23 protein-coding genes are annotated in these 23,979 nt (G+C 67.7%); 11 read left to right on the top strand and 12 right to left on the bottom strand.

What is annotated here, in order from left to right:
• Positions 1–195 precede the first annotated feature (195 nt).
• The 3 genes from Q9235_RS09595 (at position 196) to Q9235_RS09585 (ending at position 2,485) form a co-directional block, all read left to right on the top strand.
• On the top strand, positions 196–624 hold the full coding sequence (locus tag Q9235_RS09595) for a DUF805 domain-containing protein (protein ID WP_306226648.1): 429 nt from the start codon (positions 196–198) through the stop codon (positions 622–624).
• A complete protein-coding gene (gene dapE, locus Q9235_RS09590; protein ID WP_306226647.1) occupies positions 621–1,832 on the top strand; it encodes a succinyl-diaminopimelate desuccinylase in 1,212 nt (403 codons plus the stop codon). The genes Q9235_RS09595 and dapE overlap by 4 nt, the downstream gene beginning before the upstream one ends.
• Positions 1,833–1,900: 68 nt before the next feature.
• Entirely contained in the window at positions 1,901–2,485 is a 585-nt protein-coding gene (locus Q9235_RS09585) for a hypothetical protein (protein ID WP_306226646.1), read from the top strand.
• Between the two features lie 12 nt (positions 2,486–2,497).
• Here Q9235_RS09585 and truA read toward each other — a convergent pair whose 3' ends face one another.
• The 3 genes from truA to def form a co-directional block, all read right to left on the bottom strand.
• Entirely contained in the window at positions 2,498–3,250 is a 753-nt protein-coding gene (gene truA, locus Q9235_RS09580) for a tRNA pseudouridine(38-40) synthase TruA (protein WP_306226644.1), read from the bottom strand.
• A 162-nt stretch (positions 3,251–3,412) separates the two neighbouring features.
• Complete coding sequence (gene fmt / locus Q9235_RS09575; protein WP_306226643.1) at positions 3,413–4,342, bottom strand: methionyl-tRNA formyltransferase; 930 nt, start codon at positions 4,340–4,342, stop codon at positions 3,413–3,415.
• A 147-nt stretch (positions 4,343–4,489) separates the two neighbouring features.
• A complete protein-coding gene (gene def, locus Q9235_RS09570; RefSeq protein WP_306226641.1) occupies positions 4,490–5,026 on the bottom strand; it encodes a peptide deformylase in 537 nt (178 codons plus the stop codon).
• A gap of 114 nt (positions 5,027–5,140) precedes the next feature.
• Between def and Q9235_RS09565 the strand changes: the two genes are divergently transcribed.
• The gene (locus Q9235_RS09565) at positions 5,141–6,325 is read left to right on the top strand and encodes a DNA recombination protein RmuC (protein WP_306226640.1); all 1,185 of its coding nucleotides are present in this window, start codon (positions 5,141–5,143) and stop codon (positions 6,323–6,325) included.
• Between the two features lie 381 nt (positions 6,326–6,706).
• Positions 6,707–8,575 (top strand): methyl-accepting chemotaxis protein, encoded by a 1,869-nt coding sequence (locus Q9235_RS09560; protein ID WP_306226639.1) that lies wholly within the window; start codon positions 6,707–6,709, stop codon positions 8,573–8,575.
• A gap of 46 nt (positions 8,576–8,621) precedes the next feature.
• On the opposite strand, the gene Q9235_RS09555 is transcribed toward Q9235_RS09560, so the two are convergent.
• The 5 genes from Q9235_RS09555 to Q9235_RS09535 all read right to left on the bottom strand — a co-directional run bounded on the left by Q9235_RS09555 (position 8,622) and on the right by Q9235_RS09535 (position 12,648).
• Complete coding sequence (locus Q9235_RS09555) at positions 8,622–9,137, bottom strand: OsmC family protein (RefSeq protein WP_306226638.1); 516 nt, start codon at positions 9,135–9,137, stop codon at positions 8,622–8,624.
• 41 nt (positions 9,138–9,178) lie between these two features.
• Positions 9,179–9,778, bottom strand: coding sequence for an ATP-binding cassette domain-containing protein (locus Q9235_RS09550; RefSeq protein ID WP_306226637.1), 600 nt, complete (start codon positions 9,776–9,778; stop codon positions 9,179–9,181).
• 270 nt (positions 9,779–10,048) lie between these two features.
• Positions 10,049–10,831 (bottom strand): ABC transporter ATP-binding protein, encoded by a 783-nt coding sequence (locus Q9235_RS09545; protein WP_306226636.1) that lies wholly within the window; start codon positions 10,829–10,831, stop codon positions 10,049–10,051.
• An 8-nt stretch (positions 10,832–10,839) separates the two neighbouring features.
• Positions 10,840–11,670: an ABC transporter permease gene (locus Q9235_RS09540; RefSeq protein WP_306226635.1), complete on the bottom strand. Its 831-nt coding sequence runs from the start codon at positions 11,668–11,670 to the stop codon at positions 10,840–10,842.
• Positions 11,671–11,685: 15 nt separating this feature from the next.
• On the bottom strand, positions 11,686–12,648 hold the full coding sequence (locus Q9235_RS09535) for an aliphatic sulfonate ABC transporter substrate-binding protein (RefSeq protein WP_306226634.1): 963 nt from the start codon (positions 12,646–12,648) through the stop codon (positions 11,686–11,688).
• Positions 12,649–12,950: 302 nt separating this feature from the next.
• Here Q9235_RS09535 and Q9235_RS09530 point away from each other — a divergent pair, with 302 nt between their 5' ends.
• The 3 genes from Q9235_RS09530 (at position 12,951) to Q9235_RS09520 (ending at position 17,039) form a co-directional block, all read left to right on the top strand.
• On the top strand, positions 12,951–15,719 hold the full coding sequence (locus Q9235_RS09530) for a [protein-PII] uridylyltransferase (protein ID WP_306228179.1): 2,769 nt from the start codon (positions 12,951–12,953) through the stop codon (positions 15,717–15,719).
• Between the two features lie 92 nt (positions 15,720–15,811).
• Complete coding sequence (grpE, locus tag Q9235_RS09525; RefSeq protein WP_306226633.1) at positions 15,812–16,414, top strand: nucleotide exchange factor GrpE; 603 nt, start codon at positions 15,812–15,814, stop codon at positions 16,412–16,414.
• Positions 16,415–16,418: 4 nt separating this feature from the next.
• On the top strand, positions 16,419–17,039 hold the full coding sequence (locus Q9235_RS09520; protein ID WP_306226631.1) for a trimeric intracellular cation channel family protein: 621 nt from the start codon (positions 16,419–16,421) through the stop codon (positions 17,037–17,039).
• Here Q9235_RS09520 and Q9235_RS09515 read toward each other — a convergent pair.
• The 3 genes from Q9235_RS09515 to Q9235_RS09505 all read right to left on the bottom strand — a co-directional run bounded on the left by Q9235_RS09515 (position 17,036) and on the right by Q9235_RS09505 (position 19,620).
• Positions 17,036–17,659 carry an alpha-ketoglutarate-dependent dioxygenase AlkB family protein gene (locus Q9235_RS09515; RefSeq protein WP_306226630.1) on the bottom strand — a complete coding sequence of 208 codons (624 nt, stop codon included), beginning with the start codon at positions 17,657–17,659 and terminating at the stop codon, positions 17,036–17,038. The genes Q9235_RS09520 and Q9235_RS09515 overlap by 4 nt on opposite strands.
• A gap of 2 nt (positions 17,660–17,661) precedes the next feature.
• The gene (gene dapB / locus Q9235_RS09510) at positions 17,662–18,468 is read right to left on the bottom strand and encodes a 4-hydroxy-tetrahydrodipicolinate reductase (protein WP_306228177.1); all 807 of its coding nucleotides are present in this window, start codon (positions 18,466–18,468) and stop codon (positions 17,662–17,664) included.
• 162 nt (positions 18,469–18,630) lie between these two features.
• Positions 18,631–19,620, bottom strand: a complete 990-nt coding sequence (locus Q9235_RS09505) for a Tim44 domain-containing protein (RefSeq protein ID WP_306226628.1) — start codon at positions 19,618–19,620, stop codon at positions 18,631–18,633.
• A 193-nt stretch (positions 19,621–19,813) separates the two neighbouring features.
• On the opposite strand from Q9235_RS09505, the gene Q9235_RS09500 reads away from it, so the two are divergent.
• Together Q9235_RS09500 and Q9235_RS09495 are read left to right on the top strand one after the other, a co-directional pair.
• Complete coding sequence (locus Q9235_RS09500; protein WP_306226627.1) at positions 19,814–20,113, top strand: hypothetical protein; 300 nt, start codon at positions 19,814–19,816, stop codon at positions 20,111–20,113.
• 593 nt (positions 20,114–20,706) lie between these two features.
• Positions 20,707–21,846, top strand: coding sequence for an extensin-like domain-containing protein (locus Q9235_RS09495; RefSeq protein ID WP_306226625.1), 1,140 nt, complete (start codon positions 20,707–20,709; stop codon positions 21,844–21,846).
• A gap of 9 nt (positions 21,847–21,855) precedes the next feature.
• Here the strand turns inward: Q9235_RS09495 and mepA are convergent, their stop codons facing one another.
• The gene (gene mepA / locus Q9235_RS09490) at positions 21,856–22,794 is read right to left on the bottom strand and encodes a penicillin-insensitive murein endopeptidase (protein WP_306226623.1); all 939 of its coding nucleotides are present in this window, start codon (positions 22,792–22,794) and stop codon (positions 21,856–21,858) included.
• A gap of 117 nt (positions 22,795–22,911) precedes the next feature.
• Between mepA and Q9235_RS09485 the strand changes: the two genes are divergently transcribed.
• Complete coding sequence (locus tag Q9235_RS09485; RefSeq protein WP_306226622.1) at positions 22,912–23,892, top strand: Bug family tripartite tricarboxylate transporter substrate binding protein; 981 nt, start codon at positions 22,912–22,914, stop codon at positions 23,890–23,892.
• Positions 23,893–23,979: the final 87 nt, after the last annotated feature.

Below are 23,979 nucleotides of genomic sequence, written 5' to 3'. Positions count from 1 at the left end.
CACTTCACGGAAACGGGAAAAGTCAGGCCGCGCGCTGAAAAGCGCCGCGCCTTCCGCAGCTAACGGCCAGCCCCGCCCCGTTCAAGCCTTTTTCTCCACCGAGATAAACTCTTAGGCGCCCCATTAACCCTTTATTGACCATAAGCTTCAACCCCGAAGCTGACCATGCGACAACCGCCCATCGGAGCCCGCAACATGTCCCTGGTCCGCCTGTTCACTGACTTTCACGGCCGCATCGGCCTGCGGACCTTCTGGCTCGGCAGTATCGCCGTTGCGCTGACGCTGCTCGCGACCGAGCGCACCGTCCTGCTCCTGGCGGATCATCACAACGCGGCGATGGTCATCGCCTTCATCAAGGCCTTCGCCCTGTTTCCCTGGGCAGCGCTGGCGGCGAAGCGCGCCAGCGACCGCGGCAGCACCCCTCTGTTCGGCATCCTGCTGATCTGCGCCATCGTGCTGCCGGAGCAGTTGCGGCCCTTCCTGTCGATCGGCTGGCGCCCGTCACTGGAGGCGATCGCGACCATGGCCTGGGTCGTCGCCTTCATCGATCTCGGGCTGCTGCCATCGGCGAAGGCGCGGGAGGGGGTTGCGGCCGACCCGGCTGGTGCTAAAGCGGCGGAATGAGCGCCGCACCGACCTCCTCCGCCCCTGCCCTCTCCTTCGATCCGACCGATCCCGTCGCGCTGACGCAGGCTCTGGTCCGCTGCCCCTCGGTGACGCCCGAGGAAAGCGGAGCGCTCGCATTGCTCGATGCCGTGCTGTCGGCGGAAGGCTACGCGGTGTACCGCCCCGCCTTCAGCGAGCCTGATACGCCGGATGTCGAGAATCTCTATGCGCGCATCGGCAGCACAGCTCCCGTCTTCGTGATCGCCGGCCATACCGATGTCGTTCCCGTCGGCGACGCCGCCGCCTGGACGCGCGAGCCCTTCGGCGGCGCGATCGAGAACGGCACGCTCTATGGACGCGGCGCCTGCGACATGAAGGGCGGCCTCGCCGCCATGGTCTCAGCCGCGATCCGCTACCGACGCGACAATCCCGATGCGCCCGGCTCGATCGTCTTCCTGGTCACCGGCGACGAGGAAGGCCCCTCGCTCAACGGCACGGTCAAGCTGCTGGCCTGGGCGCATGAGCGCGGCGAGCGCTTCGACCATTGCATCCTCGGCGAGCCGACCAATCCGGCTGCGATGAGCGACATGATCAAGATCGGCCGGCGGGGCTCGCTCACCGGCAAGCTGACCGTACAGGGCACGCAGGGCCATGTCGGCTATCCCCATCTCGCCGACAACCCGATCCGCGGCATGGTCCGCCTGCTGGCGGCTCTCGACGCGACGCCGCTCGACGGCGGCACGCAGCATTTCGACCCGAGCAATCTCGAAGTGACCACGCTCGATGTCGGCAACCCCGCGACCAACGTCATCCCGGCGCAGGCGAAGGCGGCCTTCAACATCCGCTTCAACGATACCTGGACGCCGGAGACGCTCGCTGCCGAGCTGGAGCGGCGCCTGCGGGACGCCGCCGGCAACCAGGTGCGCTACACGCTCGAGGTGCAGCCGACCAATGCCGTCGCGTTCCTGACCGAGCCCGGCCCCTTCGTCGCGCTCGTCGCCGACGCCGTCGAGGCCGAGACCGGCAAGCGCCCGGCGCTCTCGACCACGGGCGGCACGTCGGATGCGCGCTTCATCAAGAACTATTGCCCCGTCGTCGAGTACGGCGTCGTCGGCAAGACGATGCATCAGATCGACGAATGCGTCGCCGTCGCCGACCTTCTGTCGCTCGAACGGATCACGCATCGTTTACTCGCCAGCTATTTTGCGGCGCAGCATCCGGCTTGACGCCCCGGAACAAGGGTCCATTATCTCCGTTAGACGAAAGTCTAACACCGCAGATCATGGAGACCGTGATGAGGCTGGCAGCCGATGACGTCGCGCGTTCGCTGCGCGGCTCCTGGCACCTGATGACCCGCGGGGCCGAGGCCCTGCCGGAACTCGACCTGACCCGGGACGGGTTCTGGCGTTCCTTCCTCGCCTTCGCGCTGATGCTGCCGGCGACCATCGCCATTCTCGCCGCAGCACGGCTCACCGCCGGGCTGCCGAACAGCAGCGGGCTCTTCACCGCCCCGGCTCTCGCTCTGTCCGTGATCGCCGCGCTCGCCCTGACGATCCTGGCAGTGCCAGCCCTGCTGATCGCCTTGCGTCCGGAGCTCGCGCAGAGCCCGCGCTTCACCAGCTTCGTCATCGCCTGGAACTGGGCCGGCATCGTCTCGGCCAGCCTGATGGCTATCCCCGCGGCGATCTTCGCGATCGGCTGGGCGCCGCCGGCGCTGGCGATCGTGCAGTCGCTGTTCTTCGGCGTGATCGTGCTGCGGCTGCGCTATTGCGTGGCGCGGGCCGTGTTCGGGGCGGAGAGCCGCGCCATCGCCATGACGCTGGTCGTCGCCAGCGTGATGCTCGACTACGGCGTCACCCGGCTGTTCGGCCTGTTCTGACGAAGCTGGGCTTCAGCCCGTCTGTTCGACGTAGTCGACGCCGGCGAGATAGAGCCCGCAGGACGGCGCCAGAGCCGCGCATTGCGAGCGGTCGCGCGCGGCCAGGACCTTGCCGACCTTGTTCTCCGGCCACCTGCCCATGCCCACCATCTTCAGGCAACCGACGATCGAGCGCACCTGATGATGCAGGAACGACCGGGCATGGACATAGACGACGATCTCCGAGCCCTCGCGGCGGACATCGCAGCGGTCGAGCGTGCGGATCGGGCTGTTGGCCTGGCACTCGGCGGCGCGGAAGGTGGTGAAGTCGTGCTGGCCGAGCAGCGCCTTGGCGGCACGGTCCATCGCCTCGTGGTCGAGCTTGACCGGCACATGCCAGACGCGCTCGCGCTCCAGGGCCGGCTGAGCCCGGCGGTCGAGGATACGATAGACGTAATAGCGGCGCCGCGCCGAGATGCGGGCGTCGAAAGTGTCGGGCACCAGCTCGGCGCTGAGCACGGCGACCGGAATCCGCTTCAGCCGGGCATTGGTCGCGTCGCGCACGACATCGGTGCGCCACTCCTTGTCGATATCGACATGGGCGACCTGATGGGTGGCATGGACGCCGGCATCAGTGCGGCCGGCACAATGCAAACGAACGGGGTGGCCGCAGAAGGCCTCGACCGCCTCCTCGACGCTCTGCTGCACGGACGGGCCGTTGAGCTGGCGCTGCCAGCCCGAGAACGGCGTGCCGTCATATTCGATGACGAGCTTGTAGCGCGGCATCAGGCGACCTTCCCCACCCCTGCGCCGTCATCCCGGACAAGCGGCGAAGCCGCGCCGATCCGGGATCCATGCCGGAGCATCGTCGATGAGGGTTCCGGCATGGATCCCGGGTCTTCGCTGCGCTGCGCCCGGGATGACGGCGTGAAGGATGAGATCATCGATTCAGAGCTTGGCACCGGCTCCGAGCCGGGCGCCGCGCAGGAACTCGGCCCCGCTCATCGGCGCCTTGCCGGCGCGCTGGACCTGAAGCAGCTTCACCGCCCCGACGGCGCAGGCGACGGTACCCTCGTCGTCGAGCAACGTGCCGGGCTCGGCCGCGCCGCCGGCACGAGCCGTGCGCAGGATCTTCAGGCGCTCCGGTCCCTTGCCGAGATCGATCTCGGCGAAGGCACCCGGGAAAGGCGAGAGGCCGCGCACGAGGTCATGGACCTGCTGCGCCGGCAGGGCCCAGCTCAGCTTCGCCTCGGCATTGGCGATCTTGCTGGCATAGGTCACGCCCTCTTCGGGCTGCGGCGTGAACTGCAGGCCGCCGCGCCCGAGCGCCGCCAGCGCGCGCACCATCAGGTCGGCGCCAAGGATGCTCAACTGGTCGTGCAGTTCGCCGGCCGTCATGTCCGGGCCGATCGTCAGGTTCTCGACCATGGCGACGGGGCCGGTATCGAGACCGGCTTCCATCTTCATCACGCAGACGCCGCTCTCGGCATCGCCGGCCATGATCGCGCGCTGGATCGGGGCGGCGCCACGCCAGCGCGGCAGCAACGAGGCATGGAGGTTCAGGCAGCCGAGCTCGGGCAGATCGAGGATCGCCTGGGGCAGGATCATGCCATAGGCGACGACGACGGCGACATCGGCCTGGTGCGAGGCGATGATCTCGGCCTGCTCCGGCGTCTTGAGCGTAGCGGGGGTGAAGACCGGAATGCCGAAGCGCTCGGCTGCGCGATGCACCGGCGAGGGCTTCGTTTCGAGGCCGCGGCCGGCCTGCGCCGGGGCGCGGGTATAGCAGGAAACGACCTCATGCCCCTGGCCGACGATCTCGGTCAGCACCGGCACGGCGAAATCCGGCGTGCCCATGAAGATGACGCGCAAACTCATACGCTCGACCTTACCTAAAAACGAATGTCATCCCGGGCGACCGCAGGGAGGCCCGGGATCCATGCCCGAACCTCTCCTGCCGACGCGCCGTCATCCCGGATCTGCGCTTCGCTCCGTCCGGGATGACGGCGCGCGGATTGGAAAACCTCAGGCCGCCGAACGCTTGGCCGCCTTGGCGAATTTCTTGGTGACGCGCTCGCGCTTCAGGCGCGAGAGATGGTCGATGAAGAGCACGCCGTCGAGATGGTCGATCTCGTGCTGCAGGCAGGTCGCGAGCAGGCCATCCGCCGCGATTTCCTGCGTCTTGCCGTCGAGATCCAGGTAGCGGACCTTTACCTCGGCAGGGCGCTCGACCTCCTCGTAATATTCGGGAATCGAGAGGCAGCCCTCCTCGTAGGCGCTGAACTCGTCCGAGGACCAGGTGACCTCCGGATTGATGAAGACCTGCGGCTTCTTCGGCTCGGGCTCCTCGCCCTCCTTCGCCTCGGGCTTCGACAGGTCGATCGTCACCACGCGCAAGGGCACGCCAATCTGGATCGCCGCGAGCCCGATACCGGGCGCGTCGTACATCGTCTCGAACATGTCCGCGACCAGCGCCTTGATCTCGGGCGTGACGGCCTCGACCGGCTTCGAGACGAGGCGAAGCTGGGCGTCGGGCAGGATGACGAGCGGGCGAACGGACATGGGATTCCAAGGGAAAAGAGCTGTTGAGCCCGGGACATAAGCATTTGTGGAGGAGCGGTCAAACTGTTCCGCTTTCGTTCGCAATTCCCCATCGAATCGGCTAGGCTCCTGCGCATGAACGAGATCGCCTTCACCCTGCTGGAGCGCCCGGTGACCTGGGCCGAAGCCGCACTCGGCTTCGGGGCCCTGAGCTTCGCCCTGCTCTTGATGGCGGTGATCGCCGGCTGGCGCGGCGGCAAGAGCCGCGCGATCGAGGCCGCGATGGCCGCCGAGCGCGCCCGCGAGATGGACGACAAGGTCGCGGAAATGAACCGCCAGCAGGCCGAACTCGCCGGCCGGATGCAGTCCATGGCCGAGATCCTGTCGACCCGGCAGGGCGATCTCGCGCGGCTCGTCGCCGACCGGATGGACGGCTTGAGCCACAAGGTCGGCCAGGGGCTCGAACGCAATGTCCAGCAGACGACCGAAAGCCTCGGCAAGCTGCAGGAACGGCTGGCGGTCATCGACCATGCCCAGAAGAACCTGACCGATCTGACCTCCGAGGTGGTGACCCTCCGGGATGTGCTCGCCAACAAGCAGGCGCGCGGCGCCTATGGCCAGGGCCGCATGGAAGCGATCATCCGCGACGGCCTGCCCGCCGCCTTCTTCGCCTTCCAGCCGCAGCTCTCGAACGGCAAGCGGCCGGATTGCCTGGTCACCCTTCCCGGCGACGGGCGCGGCCTCGTCATCGACGCGAAGTTCCCGCTGGAGAGCTTCACGCTGCTGCGCGAGGCGCGCGGCGACGACGCCAGGAAAGCTGCCGGCCAGCGCGTGCGCAGCGATGTCGGCGTGCATGTGAAGGACATCGCCGAGCGCTATTTCCTGCCCGGCGAGACGCAGGACGTGGCGCTGCTCTTCGTGCCCTCGGAATCGATCTATGCCGACCTGCACGAGCATTTCGACGATGTCGTGCAGCGGGCTCATCGTGCCCGGATCATGATCGTCTCGCCCTCGCTGCTGGCGCTGGCGATCCAGCTCATGCAGTCGCTGGTGCGCGACGCCCGGATGCGCGAGGAAGCGCAGGTGATCCAGAGCGAGGTCGGCAAGCTGCTCGACGATGTCAGGCGCCTCGGCGAGCGCGTCGACAAGCTCGACACTCATTTCCGGCAGGCGCAGGACGATGTCGGCCAGATCAAGACCTCGGCCGGCAAGGTGACCAGCCGCGCCGAGAAGATCGGCGCGCTCGATTTCGACGACGAGAAGAGCGAGCCGAAGCTGCCCTTTGCCAAGGGTCTGGAGCTGAAGCGAGCGGCCGAGTAGGTACCAGCGCTTCCGCGCCCGCGGATCTGCCGCTGCGAAAGTGCCATTCATGCCCGGGCAGCCCGCCCGCTACGGCATTAGAACAGTTTTAAGCATTATCTGGAAGAACTTCAGGCGCTATCCACCACCCAATACGATCGAATGCCGGCCCTGATTAGGCATCTCGAACACGCCTGCAGCCTAAAACCTATGTGTTGCCGGCGGCGCGCCACTCCGTAGCCGCCGCACTGCGTCGTTCTTCCCGAGAGATCGCCCTTCATGCTGAAACTGTCTTTTCTGCGACTTCCGATCGCGACACGTCTGGCGATATTGGCCGTATTGATTGTCGGTATTGCCGTTGCCGCCTCGGTCGGGGTGTCGCTTCGCGCGGCCGAGAAGGCCATGAGGGAGCGAGCCCAGTCGAGCCTCACGGTCAACATCAACCTTCTGCGGGATATCCTTCTGACCAAGGGCGAGCCCAGGTTCGATGGCGGCAAACTCATTTTTGGCAACGAAACCGTCAACGGGAACTTCGCCGCGGTCGACAAGGTGAAGGAGCTTTCCGGCGGCACCGCCACCGTCTTCATGGGCGACACGCGGGTGACGACCAATGTCATGAAGCCGGACGGCACGCGGGCTGTCGGCACCAAGCTGGCGCCGGGCCCGGCCTATGATGCTGTCCTCAAGGAGAAGCGGACCTATTCCGGCGCAGCCGATATTCTCGGCGTGCCCTATTTCACGATCTACGAGCCGATCATCCAGAAGTCGGATGGGAGCGTCATCGGCATTCTCTATGTCGGCATCAAGCAGGAAGAATTCCTCGCCGTCATCGGCGAGATGATCCGCGACAACATCGTTGCCGGCCTGGCGATTGCGGCCGTCGCCGCGGGACTGCTGTTCTGGCTGGTGCGCCGCATGATGAAGCCGCTCGCCGTCTTGAGCGCGGCTCTGAAGCGGCTCGCTCAAGGCGATCTGGACACGCCCGTTCCCGCTTTCGGCGGCGACAGCGAGTTCGGTGCCATGGCCAACGCCGTCGAGGTGTTGCACCACGCATCCGTAGAGAAGATCCGATTGGAACAGGATGCTGCCGCGCAGGCTGAACTGATGGGCGAAACCCGCCGCCAGACAGAGGCGCAGCGGCAGATTGCGACGCGCGAGCAGATGGAGCAGGCTCAGGAGCTGGAACGGGTCGTCGACGCGCTGGCCAAGGGGCTTGCCGCCCTTTCGGAGGGGGATTTGCGCCACCGCATCGAGGCTGACATGCCCGCCGCCTATGCCAAGTTGCGCGACGACTTCAACGAGACGGTCGACCGCCTCTCGGACACGGTCGCCACGATCCAGACGACCTCGGCCGATGTCGGCCTCGCCGCCCGCGAGATCAGCATGGGCGCCGACGACCTGTCGAAGCGCACCGAGGAGCAGGCCTCCTCGCTGGAGGAGACGGCCGCCACGACCGAGGAGCTCGCCGCTTCGGTGAAGGCCTCGGCCCAGGCCTCCCGCGCCGCGGCGACCGCTGCGGACGAGGCCGCCAGCGCAGCCCGCTCGGGCGGCACGATCGCCGGCCAGGCAGTCGACGCCATGGCCCGGATCGAGACGGCATCGCAGAAGATCTCCGACATCATCCGCGTGATCGACGACATCGCCTTCCAGACCAACCTGCTGGCGCTCAACGCCGCGGTCGAGGCGGCGCGCGCCGGCGATGCCGGCAAGGGCTTTGCCGTCGTCGCCTCCGAGGTTCGCACGCTGGCGCAGCGCTCGAGCGAGGCGGCCAAGGACATCTCGACCCTGATCTCCTCGTCGAATGCCGAGGTCGCCGACGGCGTCCAGCTCGTCCGCAAGGCCGGCGAATCCCTGACGCAGATCCTCGCGGCCTCGCAGAAGGTCGCGGCGACGATCGCCGACATCTCGGCAGCCTCCGGCGAACAGGCCAACGGCATCGACGAGATGAGCCAGGCGGTCGCGCATCTCGACGAGATGACGCAGCAGAACGCGGCCTTGTCCGAGCAGAGCGCGGCCTCGGCCGGCTCGCTCTCGGGCCGGATCGAGCAGCTCAACACGCTCGTCGCGACCTTCCGGACCAATCAAGGTGGCGGTGCCGCGTCGCGCGCGCCGGCCGCCGCCACGCCGGCTGCGTCCGAACCTGACCGTTTGCGCCAGCTCGCCGAAGCAGCCTTCCAGCAATCGCGGCGCCCGGTTGCCGCGGCCAAGCCCGCGCCCGCCCAGCGTGCGGTGAACGCCCGCAACGGCACCACGGGCTGGGAGGAGTTCTAGCTCGCCCTCCCGTCCAACCCTGTTCTCAGGCGCCTCCTGACCCGTGTCAGGAGGCGTTGCTTTGCAGGGTCGCCGACAATTCCGGCTTCACGTTCAGCGTCTGGAACACCACGCAATAGCGCTCGGTGAGCTTGAGCAGCGTGTCGAGCTTCTCCTGCGACGCGTCGCTCTCGACGTCGAAGAACAGGCGGATCGCCTTGAAGCCGACCGCCGCATCCTTGGCGACGCCGAGCGTGCCACGGAAGTCGAGATCGCCCTCGGCGCGGACCACGCCCTTCTTCAGGTCGATCTCCAGCGCCGTCGCGACCGCCTTGAGCGTCACGCCGGCGCAGGCGACCAGCGCCTCCAGCAGCATGTCGCCGGAGCAGAGCTCGGCGCCCGAACCGCCGGTCGCCGGGTGCAGGCCGGCAAGCGCGATGGCGCGGCCGGTCTCGACCTTGCAGGCGATATGCTGGTCGTCGAGCTCGCCATGAGCCTTGAGCGTGATGACCGCCGCCTCGGGATTGGTGCGGTATTCGTCCTTGAGCGGAGCCTGCAAGGCGCGCAGCGCGGTGACGTCCATGATTGAATTCCTCCTAAGGCAGCCGCCGGCTTGTAACCGCTTCAGGCCGCCACCTCCACGTCCGGCACGGCATGCCGGCTTTCCTTTTCGAGCGCCCGGCGCAATTCGCGGCGCAGCGTCACGAAGCCGACGGAGCCCTCCTGGCGCGGCCGCGCCAGCAGGTTGTCGAGGCTGAAGGCAACCGGTCCCGGCTCTCGCGGCAGGACGTGGATGCGATCGGCCAGGCGCAGGGCCTCCTCGACCGAGCCGGTGGCGATGACGACGGCAGGGCGCGCCTGCGTACAGAGCTCCGGCAGGAAGGCGGCGAGCCGGGCACGCGCCTCGGCATCGAGCGCCGCAAAGGGCTCGTCGATCAGCAGCAGCCGCGGCCTGACCAGCAGGAGGCGGGCGATGGCGAGCCGGAGCAGCCCCTCGGGCGAGAGCTCGGCCGGCCGCTGCTTCGCCTGCCCGGCGAGGCCGAGGCGGACCAGCACATTGGCGATCAGGCCCTCGCGCTCGAACGGTGTCGCCTTCGGCAGGGCGAAGGCCAGGTTTTCGGTGAGGTCGAGCCAGGCAAAGAAGCGCGGCCGGGCACAGAGCAGGCCGATCTCAGCGGTCGGGATCGCTCCATCGTCGGCCTTCAGGCCGGCGAAAGCCCGCAAGCTTGCCCCCCTCACGTCGGAAGGACCGAGCAGGGCGATAACCTGGCCAGCGCTGGGGCGCGCCGGCGCATTCTCAGGAGAGCGGGAGAAATCGTGAAGAGAGGCCGACATCGCTGGCTCCATCCATAGACAAGGCGGAAGGAGCGCCGACGGCATCAGCCGTCCCGTCGTCCCGCGCTTTAGCTGCATTTGTTTCGCGCCCGCAAGCTGAGGCTCAAATCGGCGCGTATCCTCTTTTAAGGTCCGTACGTCCGTTTTGTCAAACGATACTCACCACCACATCCCGGCGGTTTCGGCCGCCTTCTCCTGATGCGGGGCTTCGTCGCGCAAGGAGCGGTCGAGCGCGCGCAGAGCCTCGCGCTTCGCCGCCTCGAAGGCGGGCGAGAGCCGGTCGCGCGGCCGGGCCAGGGGGTTGTCGAGCTCGTCGAAGATGCGGCCGGGCTTGGGCTGCATCACCACGATGCGGTCGGCCAGGGTCACGGCCTCCTCGACATCATGCGTGACCATGACCACCGTCGGGCGGCTCTCCTGCCAGAGCGCCAGGAGGTGGCCGTGCAGGCTCGCCCGCGTCGTGGCGTCGAGCGCCGAGAAAGGCTCGTCCATCAGCAGGAGCTTCGGCTTCGTGACGAGGGCACGGGCGATGGCGACGCGCTGCTGCTGGCCTCCGGAGAGCTCGCGCGGCCAGCGCTTGTCATGTCCGGCGAGGCCGACGCGGATCAGCGCATTGCTCACCAGCCCCTCGCGCTCGGAAGTCGGGAGATGCGACAGGCCGAAGCCCGCATTCTCGGCGACGCTGAGCCAGGGGAAGAGCCGCGGCTCCTGGAAGATGACGCCGACATCGGCGCGCGGCTCAGCGATCACTTCCCCATCGAGGCGGATCGCGCCTTCGCTCGGCCGGTCGAGTCCGGCGACGAGGCGCAGCAAAGTGGTCTTGCCGCAGCCGGAACCGCCGAGCAGGGCGACGATCTCGCCGCGCCCGACGTCGAGCGTGATCGCCGACAGAGCGCGCGTGCCGTCGGCATAGATCTTGGAGAGCCGGTCGAAACTCAGCACGATAAGCCTCAGAGCTTGTCGCGCGCCGTATCCTGCCATGTCAGGAAAGGCCGCGTGATGGCGACGAGCAGGCCGTCCGCCAGCTTGCCGAGCACGGCGAAGCTGATGATGGCCGCGATGATGGTGTCGGGACGGCCGAGCTGCTGGCCATCCACGAGCAGATAGCCCAGCCCCTCGCTCGCCCCCATGATCTCGGCCGCGACGACGAACATGAAGCCGAGGCCAAGGCCGGAGCGCAGCGCGACGATCCAGGCGGGCAGGATTGCCGGCAGCAGGACACGTCGGACCATGGCGAGGCGCGAGAGGCGGAAGACCCGGCCGACCTCGACGATCTTGCGGTCGATGCCCTGGATCGCGGCGGCGACGCCAAGATAGACCGGGAAGAAGACGCCGACCGCGATCAGCGCCACCTTCGAGGCCTCGAAGATGCCGAGCCAGAGGATGAAGAGCGGCACCCAGGCGATCGAGGGGATCGCGCGCAGCGCCTGCAAGGTCGGGTCGAGCAGGCTGCGCGCGACGGGCAGCGCGCCCGTCAGCGCGCCGAGCACCGTGCCGGCCAGCGCGCCGAGGCCGAAGCCGGCGGCGACCCGCCAGAGCGTCGCCCCGGCATGGATCAGGAGCTCGCCCGAGGCAGCGAGGCCCCAGAGCGTGCGCCCGACGACGCTGGGCGGCGGCATCAGGCGGCCATTGGCGATACCGGCCGCGACGAGCCATTCCCAGAGGACGGCCAGCACCACCGGCACGACGAAGCCGACGATCGCGAGGCCATAGGAGCGGCGCGGAGCGGCGGGGCGCCGCTCCGGCTCGTCGATGGCGGGCGCGATCTCCAGGACGCTCATCGCCTCGGGTTGCCGTCAGTTGGTGGCGGCGAAGCGCCGGTCGAGCAGTGCGTCGACCGCGGCCTTCACGTCGGTCGAGGCCGGCAGAACCCCTGCCTCCTTCAGCGCGAGGCCGGCGGCAGTGATGCCGTCGATCTGAGCCTGGCCGATGGTGGAATGGGTCAGCTCGGTGCGGGTGAGCTGGCGCTCGATCACGGCGTCGGAGAGCTTGGTCGCATCGACCAGCACCTTCTTCACTTCGGCCGGATTGGCGAGGGCGTAGGCGCGGGCCTGCTCGTAGGCCGCCAGCACCTTTTTCACCAGCGCGGGGTTCTCGTTGGCGAAGGCCTCGCGGACATTGAGGATGCCCCAGGTGTTGTCCTCCGGCTTGCGGTAGAACAGCTTCGCGCCGCTCTCGACCTCGGCTGCGGCCATCATCGGGTCGAGCCCGGCCCAGGCATCGACATCGCCGCGCTCCAGCGCGAGGCGGCCATCGGCATGCTGGAGCAGGACGAGCTTGACGTCCTTCTCGGTCAGCCTGGCATCGGCCAGGGCGCGGACGAGGAAGATATGCGGATCGGTACCGCGCGTGACGGCGACGCGCTTGCCCTTGAGATCGGCGACCTTGGTGATCTCGCTCTTGGCGCCGGTGACCAGCGCCGTCCATTCCGGCCGGGAATAGACATAGATCGACTTGATCGGATTGCCGTTGATCTTGCCGATCAGGGCGGCGGCGCCGGCGGTCGAGCCGAAATCGATCGACCCGGCATTGAGGAATTCAAGCGCCTTGTTCGATCCGGCGGACAGAACCCAGCGGACCTTGACGCCGTCGGCCTCCAGCGCCTTCTCGAGGAAGCCGCGCTCCTTCAGCAGGAGGCTGACGGGATTGTAGGTCGCATAATCGAGCCGGATCTCCTTGGGCGCCTGCGCAAAGGCCGGCGCGGCGAGGCCGGCGGCAGCGACGAAGGCGAGCGCGAGGCGGCGGGTGATCTTGGTCATGATTGGTCCCTCTGGTGATGCGAGGGATCGGGACGGGTGGCGTCCTTGGCCCCACGCTTTAGCTGCACTTGTTTCGCGCCCGCAAGCTGGTGGCTCAAATCGGCGCGTATCCGACTTTTAGGTCCAATCGTTCGTTTTGTCAAACAATACAGGCCATAGTGTTTTTTTCTACAAACCACATTGATGAGTGTTTAATTTTACTCTCTCCCTGCCCTCTCCTCCATGGTACGAAAGGGAATGTCCGCCGGAACGGAGCCTTCGTGACCGCGCCTCCCGCCAAGCCTGCCCTGCCGCTCGCCGAGATGCTGAACAATCCCGACGCGGGCGTCGCGCGGCTGTTCGAGACGATCAGCCGGCGCGACAAGACCAGGATGCGGCAGGCGCTCATTGCCGGCCTCCGGCAGATTCTCGACGAAGGCCATGCCTCCGCCCGGACAATCCTGGCCGGGCCACGCGGTGGTCTTGCCTGCGCGCACCGGCTCTCGGCGGTGATGGATGCCGTGGTACGGGCGCTGCACAACGCCGCGACCCATTATTTCTACCCGGCCGACAACCCCTCGCAGTCCGAGCGGATCGCGGTCGTCGCCGTCGGCGGCTATGGGCGCGGCACGCTGGCACCGGGCTCGGATGTCGACCTGCTCTTCCTGTTCCCGCACAAGCAGACCGCCTGGGGCGAGAGCGTGGTCGAATCCATGCTCTATCCGCTCTGGGACCTGAAGCTGAAGACCGGCCATTCCGTGCGCTCGATCGACGATTGCGTGCGCGAGGCCCGCGCCGACATGACGATCCGCACCGCTCTGCTGGAAGCACGCTTCCTGGTGGGCGACCGCGCGCTGTTCGACGAGATGGTCAGCCGCTTCGATGCCGAGGTGGTGGAGGGCACGGCCCAGGCCTTCACCGAGGCCAAGCTCGCCGAGCGCGAACTCAGGGTGCAGCGGGCCGGCGCCTCGCGCTATCTGGTCGAGCCGAACGTCAAGGACGGCAAGGGGGGCCTGCGCGACCTCAATACACTGTTCTGGATCGCCAAATACGCCTACCGCGTCCAGGACGTGCGCGAGCTGGTCGAGGCCGGGCTGTTCGACCAGCAGGAACTGCAGATGTTCCAGCGCTCGGAGGAATTCCTCTGGCGCGTGCGCTGCTGGCTGCATTTCATCACCGGCCGGGCCGAGGAGAGGCTCTCGTTCGACCTGCAGAGGCAGGTCGCGGCCGAGATCCGCTATGCCGGGCGCAGCGGGCAGGCGCCGGTCGAGCGTTTCATGAAGGCCTACTTCCTGATCGCAAAGGATGTCGGCGACCTCACCGCCATCGTCTGTGCCGCACTGGAGGCACGCCAGCAGAAACCGCGCGCGACGCTGTCGCGGCTGTTCGACACGCTTGCCAAGCGCAAGCGCGAGCGTTCGCTCGGCCACACCGATTTCAAGCTGACCAGCCAGCGCCTCGATGTCATCGACGACAGCGCCTTCGAGCGCGATCCCGTCAACCTGCTCCGGCTCTATGCCATCGCCAGCCGCGAGGACCTCGCCATCCATCCGGATGCCAGCCGCCTGGTGACGCAGTCGCTCCGGCTGGTCACGACCGGCCTGCGCAACGATCCCGAGGCCAACCGCATATTCCTGGAGATCCTGACCGGACGGCGCTCACCGGAAGTGGTGCTGCGCCGGATGAACGAATCCGGGCTGCTCGGCCGCTTCGTCCCGGATTTCGGCCGCGTCGTCGCGATGATGCAGTTCAACATGTACCACCACTACACGGTGGACGAGCACCTGATCCGGGCCATGGGTGTGCTGGCCGAGATCGATGCCGGCGTGCTGGAGGCCGAACATCCGCTCGCCAACGAGATCATGCCGACCATCGCCAACCGGCGGGCGCTCTATGTCGCGCTCTTCCTGCATGACATCGCCAAGGGCCGCCCGGAAGACCATTCGATCGCCGGCACGCGGATCGCCCGCAAGCTCGGCCCGCGCCTCGGTCTGACGCCGGCCCAGACGGAGACCGTGGCCTGGCTGGTCGAGCACCATCTCGATATGTCGACGGTGGCCCAGAGCCGTGATCTCGGCGACCCCAAGACGATCGAGAGCTTCGCCGCGACCGTGCAGACGCTGGAGCGCCTGAAGCTGCTCCTGATCCTCACCGTCGCCGACATCAAGGCGGTCGGACCCGGTGTCTGGAACGGCTGGAAGGGCCAGTTGCTGCGCACACTCTACTACGAGACCGAGCTCGTCCTCACCGGCGGGCATTCGGCGGTCGAGCGCAAGGCGCGCGTGGCGATGAAGCAGGACGAGTTGCGCCGGCGCCTGCCCGATTGGGAGGAGGCGGAGCGCGACGCCTATGTGGCGCGACACTACCCGGCCTACTGGATCAAGGTCGATCCGGAACAGCAGGAGAAGCATGCCCGCTTCCTGCGCGAGGCCGAACAGGCCGGGCGCACCACTGCGACGATCGTCGAGACCGACAAGTTCCGCGGCGTGACCGAGCTCACCGTGCTGGCGCCCGACCATCCGCGCCTGCTCGCGATCGTCACCGGCGCCTGTGCGGCGGCCGGCGGCAATATCGTCGACGCGCAGATTTTCACGACCAGCGACGGTCTGGTGCTCGACACGATCTCGGTCTCACGCGCCTTCGACCGCGACGACGACGAGTTGCGCCGGGCCGAGCGCATCGCCGCGGCGATCGAGCGTGCCTTGAAGGGCGAGATCAAGATCGCCGATCTCGTGGCGCAGCGGCGTGCGCCGCCGCCGCGCGGGCAGACCTTCCAGGTCGAGCCCGAAGTCGTGATCGACAACGTGCTCTCGGCCCGCCACACGGTGCTGGAAGTGTCCGGCCTCGACCGGCCGGGCCTGCTCTACGATCTCACCACCGCGATCGGTAAGCTCAACCTCAATATCGCCTCGGCCCATATCGCGACCTTCGGCGAGAAGGCCGTCGACGTGTTCTACGTCACCGACCTGACCCATGCGAAGATCGTCTCGACCGGCCGGCAACTGACGATCCGAAAGGCGCTCATAGACGTCTTCAAATTCGAGGCCGAGAAGCCGGCCCAGACGAAGGCGAAAGTGCCGGCCCGCGCTTGATTTAACCGACCATAAGGCCGATATCCGGCACGAACGCGGCTGTGCTCCGGGATGACCGGCACAGCCTGCCAGGAAAGGGACGTGACGATAAAATGACGCAGAACCCTGCGACGGAAGACCCCAACCTCGAAGCCGGCGCGGACGCGCCCGAGCAGGCGGCCACCGCCGAGGCAGGCCTCGCGGCGCAGCTCGCCAAGCTCCAGGCCGAACGCGACGACCTCAAGGACAAGCTGCTGCGCACGCTCGCCGAGATGGAAAACCTGCGCCGCCGCACCGAGCGCGAGATCGCCGATGCCAAGGCCTATGCGGTGACCAGCTTCGCGCGCGACATGCTCGGCTCCTCCGACAATCTGCGCCGGGCGCTGGAAAGCGTGCCGGCCGGCGCGATGAAGACGGCTGACGCCGCTGCGAAGGCGCTGCATGAAGGCGTCGAGCTGACCGAGCGCGAACTGCTCAAGACGCTGGAACGTCATGGCGTGCGCCAGATCGATCCGCAAGGCGAGAAGTTCGACCCCAACCTGCACCAGGCGATGTTCGAAGCTCCCGACGCCACGATCGCCAAGGGGCTGGTCTCGAAGGTCGTGCAGATCGGCTACAAGATCGGCGAGCGCGTGCTGCGCCCTGCCCTCGTCGGCGTCTCCGCAGGCGCCCCCAAGGCGCCGGAAGCGCCGGCCGGCGAACCGACCCAGCACTGACGCCGTGTTCGAGGTCGCCGGCGTCGCCATCTTCGCGCTGACCGGCGCCCTCGTCGCCGCCCGCAAGGGCATGGATCCGTTCGGCTTCATCCTGCTGGCGGTCGTGACCGGCGTCGGCGGCGGCACCTTGCGCGACGTCCTGCTCGGGCGCGGCATCTTCTGGGTGCGCGATCCCAGCGACGTCATCACCTGCACCGTCGTTGCACTCGGCTGCTGGCTGCTCGCCTATCTCCGCCCCGGCGTCCTCGAAGGCTGGGGCGGTCGCAAGCTCCTGATCTGGGCCGATGCCGCCGGCCTCTCGCTCTTCGCCGTCATCGGCACGCTCAAGGGCCTGGACGCCGCCGTGCCGGTGCTCTCGGCCGTCGCGCTCGGCGCGATGACCGGGACCTTCGGCGGCATTCTGCGCGATATCCTGGCCGGCGACCGGCCGATGGTGCTGTGGAGCCGCGATTTCTACGTCACCGCCGCAACGGCGGGCGCCGGCATGACGGCCCTGCTTGTCGGGCTCGGCTTTTCCGGCCCGCTCGTGATGTTCGGCGGCCTTGCCGCCTGCTTCGGCCTGCGCGCGGGATCGTTGCTGTTCGGCTGGTCGTTCCCGAGCCTGCCGCGCAAATCGGCCGACTAGGGCTTCGGCTTCGTCACCCGCCTCAGCGTCAGGTTGATCCGCCCGCCCTCGGGCAGCAGCGTGGATGAGCCGGTCAGGATGCGGTCAATGCCGTGATAGGCCAGCCGCGCCTCGCCGCCGAAGAGCAGCACGTCGCCCGATGCCAGCTTGAGCGAGGTGGTCTTGCCACCGCGCGTCGTGCCGCCGATGCGGAAGAGCGCAGCGTCGCCGAGCGAGACCGACAGGACGGGAGCATCGAAATCCTGCTCGTCGCGGTCCTGATGCAGACCCATCTTGGCGCCGGCCGCATAGAAATTGACGAGGCAGGCCTCGGGCGGATGCGGATAGCCGGCCAATTCCCGCCAGAGATCGAGCAGCGGCGCCGGCATGATCGGCCAGGGCTCGCCGGTCTCGGGGTGCTCGGGCTGATAGCGATAGCCACGCTCGTCGGAAACCCAGCCGAGCGAGCCGCAATTGGTCATGCGGACCGAAAACGGCGTGCCGGTCTTCGGCATGCGCGGCTGGAAGAACGGCGCCTTGCGCGCGACCGCCCTGAGCTCCGCCACCAGCGCCGCCTGCTCCTCCGGCGCCAGCTTGCCCGGCCAGTGGACCACGCCCGGCGCGACGGTGACGCGGGTCATGGTCAGAGCGCGTCGAGGCCGAGCACGTCGGCCATGGAATAGAGGCGAGGCCCACGTCCCCTGCCCCAGAGCGCGGCCTTGACCGCGCCTTGGGCGAAGAGGCTGCGATCCTCCGCGACATGGGCGAGTTCGAGCCGCTCGCCTGCACCTGCGAAGATCACCTTGTGATCGCCGACCACGGTGCCGCCCCGGAGCGCAGCAAAGCCGATCGTGCCGGGCTCGCGCGCGCCGGTGATGCCGTCGCGGCCGGCAACGCGTGCCTTCGCGAGATCGACGGCGCGGCCCTCGGCCGCCGCCTCGCCGAGCAGGACGGCGGTCCCTGAGGGCGCATCGACCTTCATGCGGTGATGCATCTCGACGATCTCGATGTCCCAGTCGGTGCCGAGCGTCGCCGCGACCTTCCGCACCAAAGCCGCAAGCAGGTTGACGCCGAGGCTCATGTTGCCGGAGCGGATGATCGGCGTGCGCTTGGCCGCCTCGGCCAGCTCTGCCAGGTGCCTGGGCTCCAGCCCGGTCGTGCCGACCACATGCAGGATGCCGGCCTCGGCCGCGAGCTTCGCAAAGGCGACCGTCGCGTCGGGCGCAGTGAAATCGAGGACGCCATCGGCGGAGGCGAAGGCCGCGGCGGCATCGCTGGTCACCTTGACGCCGGACGCCGGCAGGCCGGCCAGAATGCCGGCATCATCGCCAAGCGCGGCGGAGCCCAGGCGCTCGATCGCGGCCACGAGCGTGCAACCCTCAGCCTGATCGATCGCGCGGATCAGCATCCGGCCCATCCGCCCGGCGGCACCGACGACGACGAGACGCATGTCACTCATGGAAGGCGGGCTCCGGTCTGGCTCTGTAGCGAAAGCAGATGCCTTCGCCAGTAACCCAATAGGCCGAGCTCCGCCAGCCGAACACCCGAAAGCCGCGCATAGCAAAACGGCCGGGTTGCCCCGGCCGTCTCGTATTCCTCGCGCTGTCGAGGCTCAGGCCGCCTGCTGGATGCCCGAGAGCTTCCAGGCGCCGCCGCGCTCGCGCAGGAAGGTCCAGTACTCGCTGACCTCCTGGGTCTGCGTGGCATTGCCATCGACGACCTTGCCGGACTTGCGGTCATAGACCGCGTTGATCAGGCTGAAGCGCATCGCAACCGTCGCGTAATCGGCATTCCCTTCCTTCCAAGCCTGCGACAGGTCGCCCTGCAGCAGCTTGACGTCGGAAACGCGGTCGACCACGCCGCGGCCGGCATTGTCGCTGAGATCCTCGTCGAAATAGCCGAACATCTCGGGTGTCGTCCGCTGACGCAGACCAGCCTCGTCCTCGTTGGAATAGGCGGTGTTGACCTCGCCGAGCAGGCGCTCGAAGGCGTTGAAATCCTCGCCCGTGAGTTCGAGCGGCTGCGGCTGCGCGGCAGCAGCGGCGCCACCACCGAAACCGCCCATGCGAGCCATGGCAGGCTGCGACTGCGGAGCGTCATGGCCCTGGCGGGCATAGGGCGCGCCCGCGCCGGCGAGCTGCGGCTCGGACCGGCGGCGGAAGAAGCGGATGGCGAGCATGATGATGCCGGCGATCAGGCCGATCTGCAGCAGGAAGCCGAGCATGCCGGCGAGCGAGGCCAGACCACTGAAGAAGCCCGAGCCCGAGAGCATGCCGAACAGGCCCGCGCCGAGCAGGCCGGCGCCGATGCCCATCATCATGTTGCGCGCGAAGGACGGGCGCGCGGCCTGCGCCGCTGCACCGGCGGCCGCAGGACCCGCCATGGACGGCGAAGCCGGCGAGGCCGGAGCCGAGCGCTGGAAAGTCTGGGCGCCGCCGGGCGTCGTATTGGTCGACGGCGGCGCGCTATTGGTGAACGACCCACGGCTGCCCGAGCTGCGGCCGCCACCCGGACGGGCTTCGGCAACGAGCGGCACGAGCAACAGGGCCCCGGCAACCAGGGCGACGGCACGTCCACGACGGGCGAGCGAAATCAGAGACATTGTTCCTCCCGGAGCCCTCCATGGGCCCACTTCCCGACAATATGGAGAGAGCCGGCATTCCACGCAAGGCCCCTTCCGGCTAACAGACTGAAACTCCTGACTATTTCAAATCGACACATAATTTTTCGTTGCAATCGGGCCGATATGCTAAGCTGGCGCGCCGCCTCGCCCTGCGAGGCGCGGGAAGAGAGCCATGACCGGATCCGGACCGAGGCCTCACCGACACCGCGTGCTGAGCTGGATGCTCGCGCTCGCCGTGCTGTTCCTGATCAGCGAGGCTGCAGCGGCCGGCGAGCCGGCGATCGCACTCGACAAGCCGCGACTTGCCCAGGCACCGGAGCCGCTCTGCTTCTGCTGGAACGACGGCCGCAAGATCGCGGAAGGCTCCAAGTCCTGCATCAGGACCTCGCAGGGTCGCAGGGTCGCGACCTGTGGGCGGGTGGTCAACATGATGTCGTGGGAAGTGACGGAAACCGCCTGCCCCGAGAGCTGAACGCTCCAGCCCGACGCTATCCGCTTCAACAGAAACGCCGCCGGGAGTTCTTCCCGGCGGCGTTGTTGTCATTGCTCTTGTGGTCCTAGCGACTTCGAGACTGACCCGTTGTCAGAACGCTCCCAGAACGATCGCCATCATGAAAACGAAGGCCGCACCCATGATCAATCGGTCGAGACGTAGCGTGACACTCATCACACCCTCCTGTGTCATTGACCTGTCGTGGAAGCTACCAGAACTGACGAAGGCCGCAAGGGGGCTGCATCGTGGCGACCCTGGGTCAGAGGCTAAATCACCCTTAATCATCGGTTAAATCGTTGATTAGATTTGGGGATATTCCTGCCTGCGAAAATTCGTCGCGAGCCCTCTCCAGCGCTCCGCCACAGCTTCGCCACGGTTCAACCGGCGATCCCCGCGGACTGATCTTACCGACATCTGAGGCAAGGTCCACGACGGCTGAACCGGCCTCGGTTAAGGCCGGATTCGGCGCATTAAGGCGCGATTCACCACGGCGCCAAAGTTAATCCGCCTGTGGCGACCTGGACGCAGTCGGTTGAGAAACCGTTCACCAAGCGGTTCGCATTTGATTGGTCATGCGACGCGCTCATCTAGCCCTCATCGCACTCGGCATCGTCGGCGCAACCGGCCTTGCGGGCTGCGGCAAGTTCCAGAAGCCCCAGCGCGCCGCCTGGCGCGACCAGGCGGAAGCGGCCTGCATGGCCTCGCGCCAGGTGCAGATCTCGTCCTATGTCAGCCTGCGCGGCAAGGCGATCGACGGGCCGGGGACCTGCGGCATGCAGCAGCCGTTGAAGGTCTCGGCGTTTTCCAACGGCGGCATCGGGCTGACCAGCTCGGCCACCCTCTCCTGCCCGGTCGTCGCGACCACCGACAAATGGCTGGCGGAGGTGGTGCAGCCGGCTGCGATGAACGTGCTCGGCGCCCAGGTCATCGAATTGCGGGCGGGCTCCTATTCCTGCCGGGCGATGAACAACGGCACCGCGACGACGCGAACCTCGGAGCATGCCTACGGCAATGCCGTCGACGTCTTTTCATTCCGGCTCAACGACAACCGCGTGATCACCGTCAAGGACGGCTGGCGCGGCTCGCCCGAGGAGCAGAATTTCCTGCGCGAGGTCTTCGTCGGCGCCTGCCAGAATTTCTCGACGGTGCTCGGCCCTGGCGCCGACCCGGTGCATTACGACCATTTCCACATCGACCTGGCGCGGCGTTCGAAGGGCCAGCCTATCTGCAAGCCAATCATCAAGTACACGCCGAACTACAACCTGCCCCCGCCGGACCGGACGCGGCCCTATTCGATGGCCCAGCCGTTGCCGCGCGGTTCGGCGCCGCCGGCCGGCACAACAGTCGCAGGCGGCGGTTTGCTGCGCCAGCCGAGCGACGGCATCCGGCCGCCCGGCGCGGTCCAGGGCGGCTACCCTGTCGCGAGCTATGGCCGGGGCCAGACTCAAGGGCTCGATGCGCAGCAACGCTTCCTGGAGCAGTACGACGCGCGCCAGCGGCAGGGGCAGTTCCAACCGCAGCCGCTGCCGAGCGAAAACCGCGGGCCGTTGACGCTGCCGGGCGCCGTCGAGCCCTCGGAGGAAGAGGCCGCGTTCGGCGATGCCGGCGGCTCCGGCGTCATGGACCAGCAGGACTCAGAGGAAGCGTTGCCGATCAATCCCCGGAACGATCCCTTCGCCTACAGCTCCGGACGCGTGCCGCCGCGGCGCTGAGCGGTCCGCTCAGCGCGAGACCAGCACCTGCCGGCATTCCGGCGGCAGGGCATCGAGCGACATCGGCGGCTTAGGCTTGGGCTTCGGTCCCGGCTTCGGCTTCGGCGGATTGAAGATCGCGTTGTGCTGGCGCTCGATCCAGCCGCTGAGCTCCGCCCCGCAGCCATCGCCGAAATTCGGCGGCTCCTGCCCCTGGCAACTCGCCATGCCGGCGGGGCAAGCCAGCCGGATATGGAAATGGTAGTTGTGGCCCCAGATCGGCCGCACCTTTTCCAGCCAGCTCTTGTCGGCCCCCGCCTCGCGGCAGAGCGCGACCTTGAGCGCCGGATTGACGAAGATGCGCTCGACCTTCGGCTCGGCCGCCACGGCACGGATCAGCCGCGTATGGGCCGGGGTCCAGTTGCGGGGATCGATGTCGCGCCAGTCGGAGCGGACCATGTTGACCGCCGACATGTTCTCGCGCTGCTCACGGTCGAGCCGGCCGCGCGGCATCGGTGTCAGCCAGATATCGGCATCGAGCCCGATCTGGTGCGAGGCATGGCCGGTGAGCATCGGCCCGCCGCGCGGCTGCGACATGTCGCCGACGAGGAGACCTGCCCAGCCGGTGATGCGCGGCACGTCGCGGGCGAGCTTCTCCAGATAATCGATGAAGATTGGATGGCCCCAGTTGCGGTTGCGGTTGAGCCGCATGACCTGCCAGCTCGGCCCGTCGACCGGCAACGCCTCGGCGCCAGCCAGGCAGCCGCGGGCATAGGAGCCGATGGCGCGGGCCTGCATGCTCGCCGGCTCGGTCTTCTGGCCGAAGAGGGAGCGGGCTGCGTCGGGCCAGGCCGCGATATTGGCGGCGCGGGCCTTCGCCTCCTGATCCGCGGTCGACTGGGCCTGGCCGGTGGCGGGCAGGAGGGCGAGCGGCACAAGAAGGGCCGCGATTCGGGAGATGCTGCGCATGATCAGAGAATCGCCGCGCCTCTCCCCGGCGGTCAAGCGCGATGGCTGGACAAGCGGCGCGGTGAATCGCAGCCTTGCGCGATGGCGCCGCAAGACGCGCCCCTCAGGGAGATATCGATGATGGCCATGATCGACCGCCGCAGCATTCTCGCGGGCACGGGCGCCCTTCTCGCAGCTCCAACGGCCGGCCTCAGTCAGCAACCCTGGCCACAGGGGCGGCTGCTCAAGCTCGTGGTGCCCTTCCCGCCGGCCGGCGCGACCGACGTGCTGGCGCGCCTTGTCGCCGACAAGCTCGGCCAGACCTGGGGCAACAACATCGTCGTCGAGAACCGGCCGGGCGCCGGCGGCAATATCGGCACCGATGCCGTCGCCAAGGCCGAGCCGACCGGCGACACCTTCCTGATCGTCTCGGTCGGCATGGCGACCAACCAGTATCTCTACCAGAAGCTGAGCTACGATCCCGCCAAGGACCTCGCGCCTATTACCATGGTCGCGATGGTCCCGAACCTGCTGGTGGTCAACAAGACGGTGCCGGCGAACAACGTCGCCGAGCTGATCGCCTATGCGAAAGACAATCCCGGCAAGCTCACCTATGGCTCCTCCGGCGTCGGCACCTCGGTGCATCTCTGCGGCGAGCTGTTCCAGAAGCTCACCGGCACCAAGATGGTCCACGTCCCCTATCGCGGCACGGCGCAGGCGACGCAGGACCTGATCGGCGGGCGCATCGACCTGATCTTCGACAATATCCCGCAGGCGCTGCCGCATGTGCGTGCCGGCTCGATCCGCGGCTTCGGCATCACCACGGCGAAGCGCTCGCCGACGGCGCCGGACTTCGCGCCGATCGCCGATACCGTGCCGGGCTTCGACGTGTCGTCATGGTTCGCGCTGTTCGCGCCGGCCAAGACGCCGCCCGCCGTCATCGCCAAGATCCAGGCGGACACGAAGGCGGGAATCGCCGATCCGGCGGTGCGCGCCAAGATGGATGCACTGGCGGCCGAGCCCGTCGGCAACAGCCCGGAAGAGCTCGGCGCCTTCCTGCAGGCGGAGATGAAGCGCTGGGGCGACCTGATCAAGGAGGTCGGTCTCAAGGTCGAGTGATCCGAAGCTCCCGCAGCGGAACCGAGGGTTCGGAGCCGGCGTTTCCCGCTAGACCTCGCCCGCAACGGGCGCATTTCTACGGGAGTT

The sequence above is a fragment of the Bosea beijingensis genome (assembly GCF_030758975.1).
In the GTDB taxonomy this organism is placed as follows: domain Bacteria; phylum Pseudomonadota; class Alphaproteobacteria; order Rhizobiales; family Beijerinckiaceae; genus Allobosea; species Allobosea beijingensis.
The sequence above is the reverse complement of the archived record's forward strand: the minus strand, read 5'-3'. Positions and strand labels throughout refer to the sequence as shown.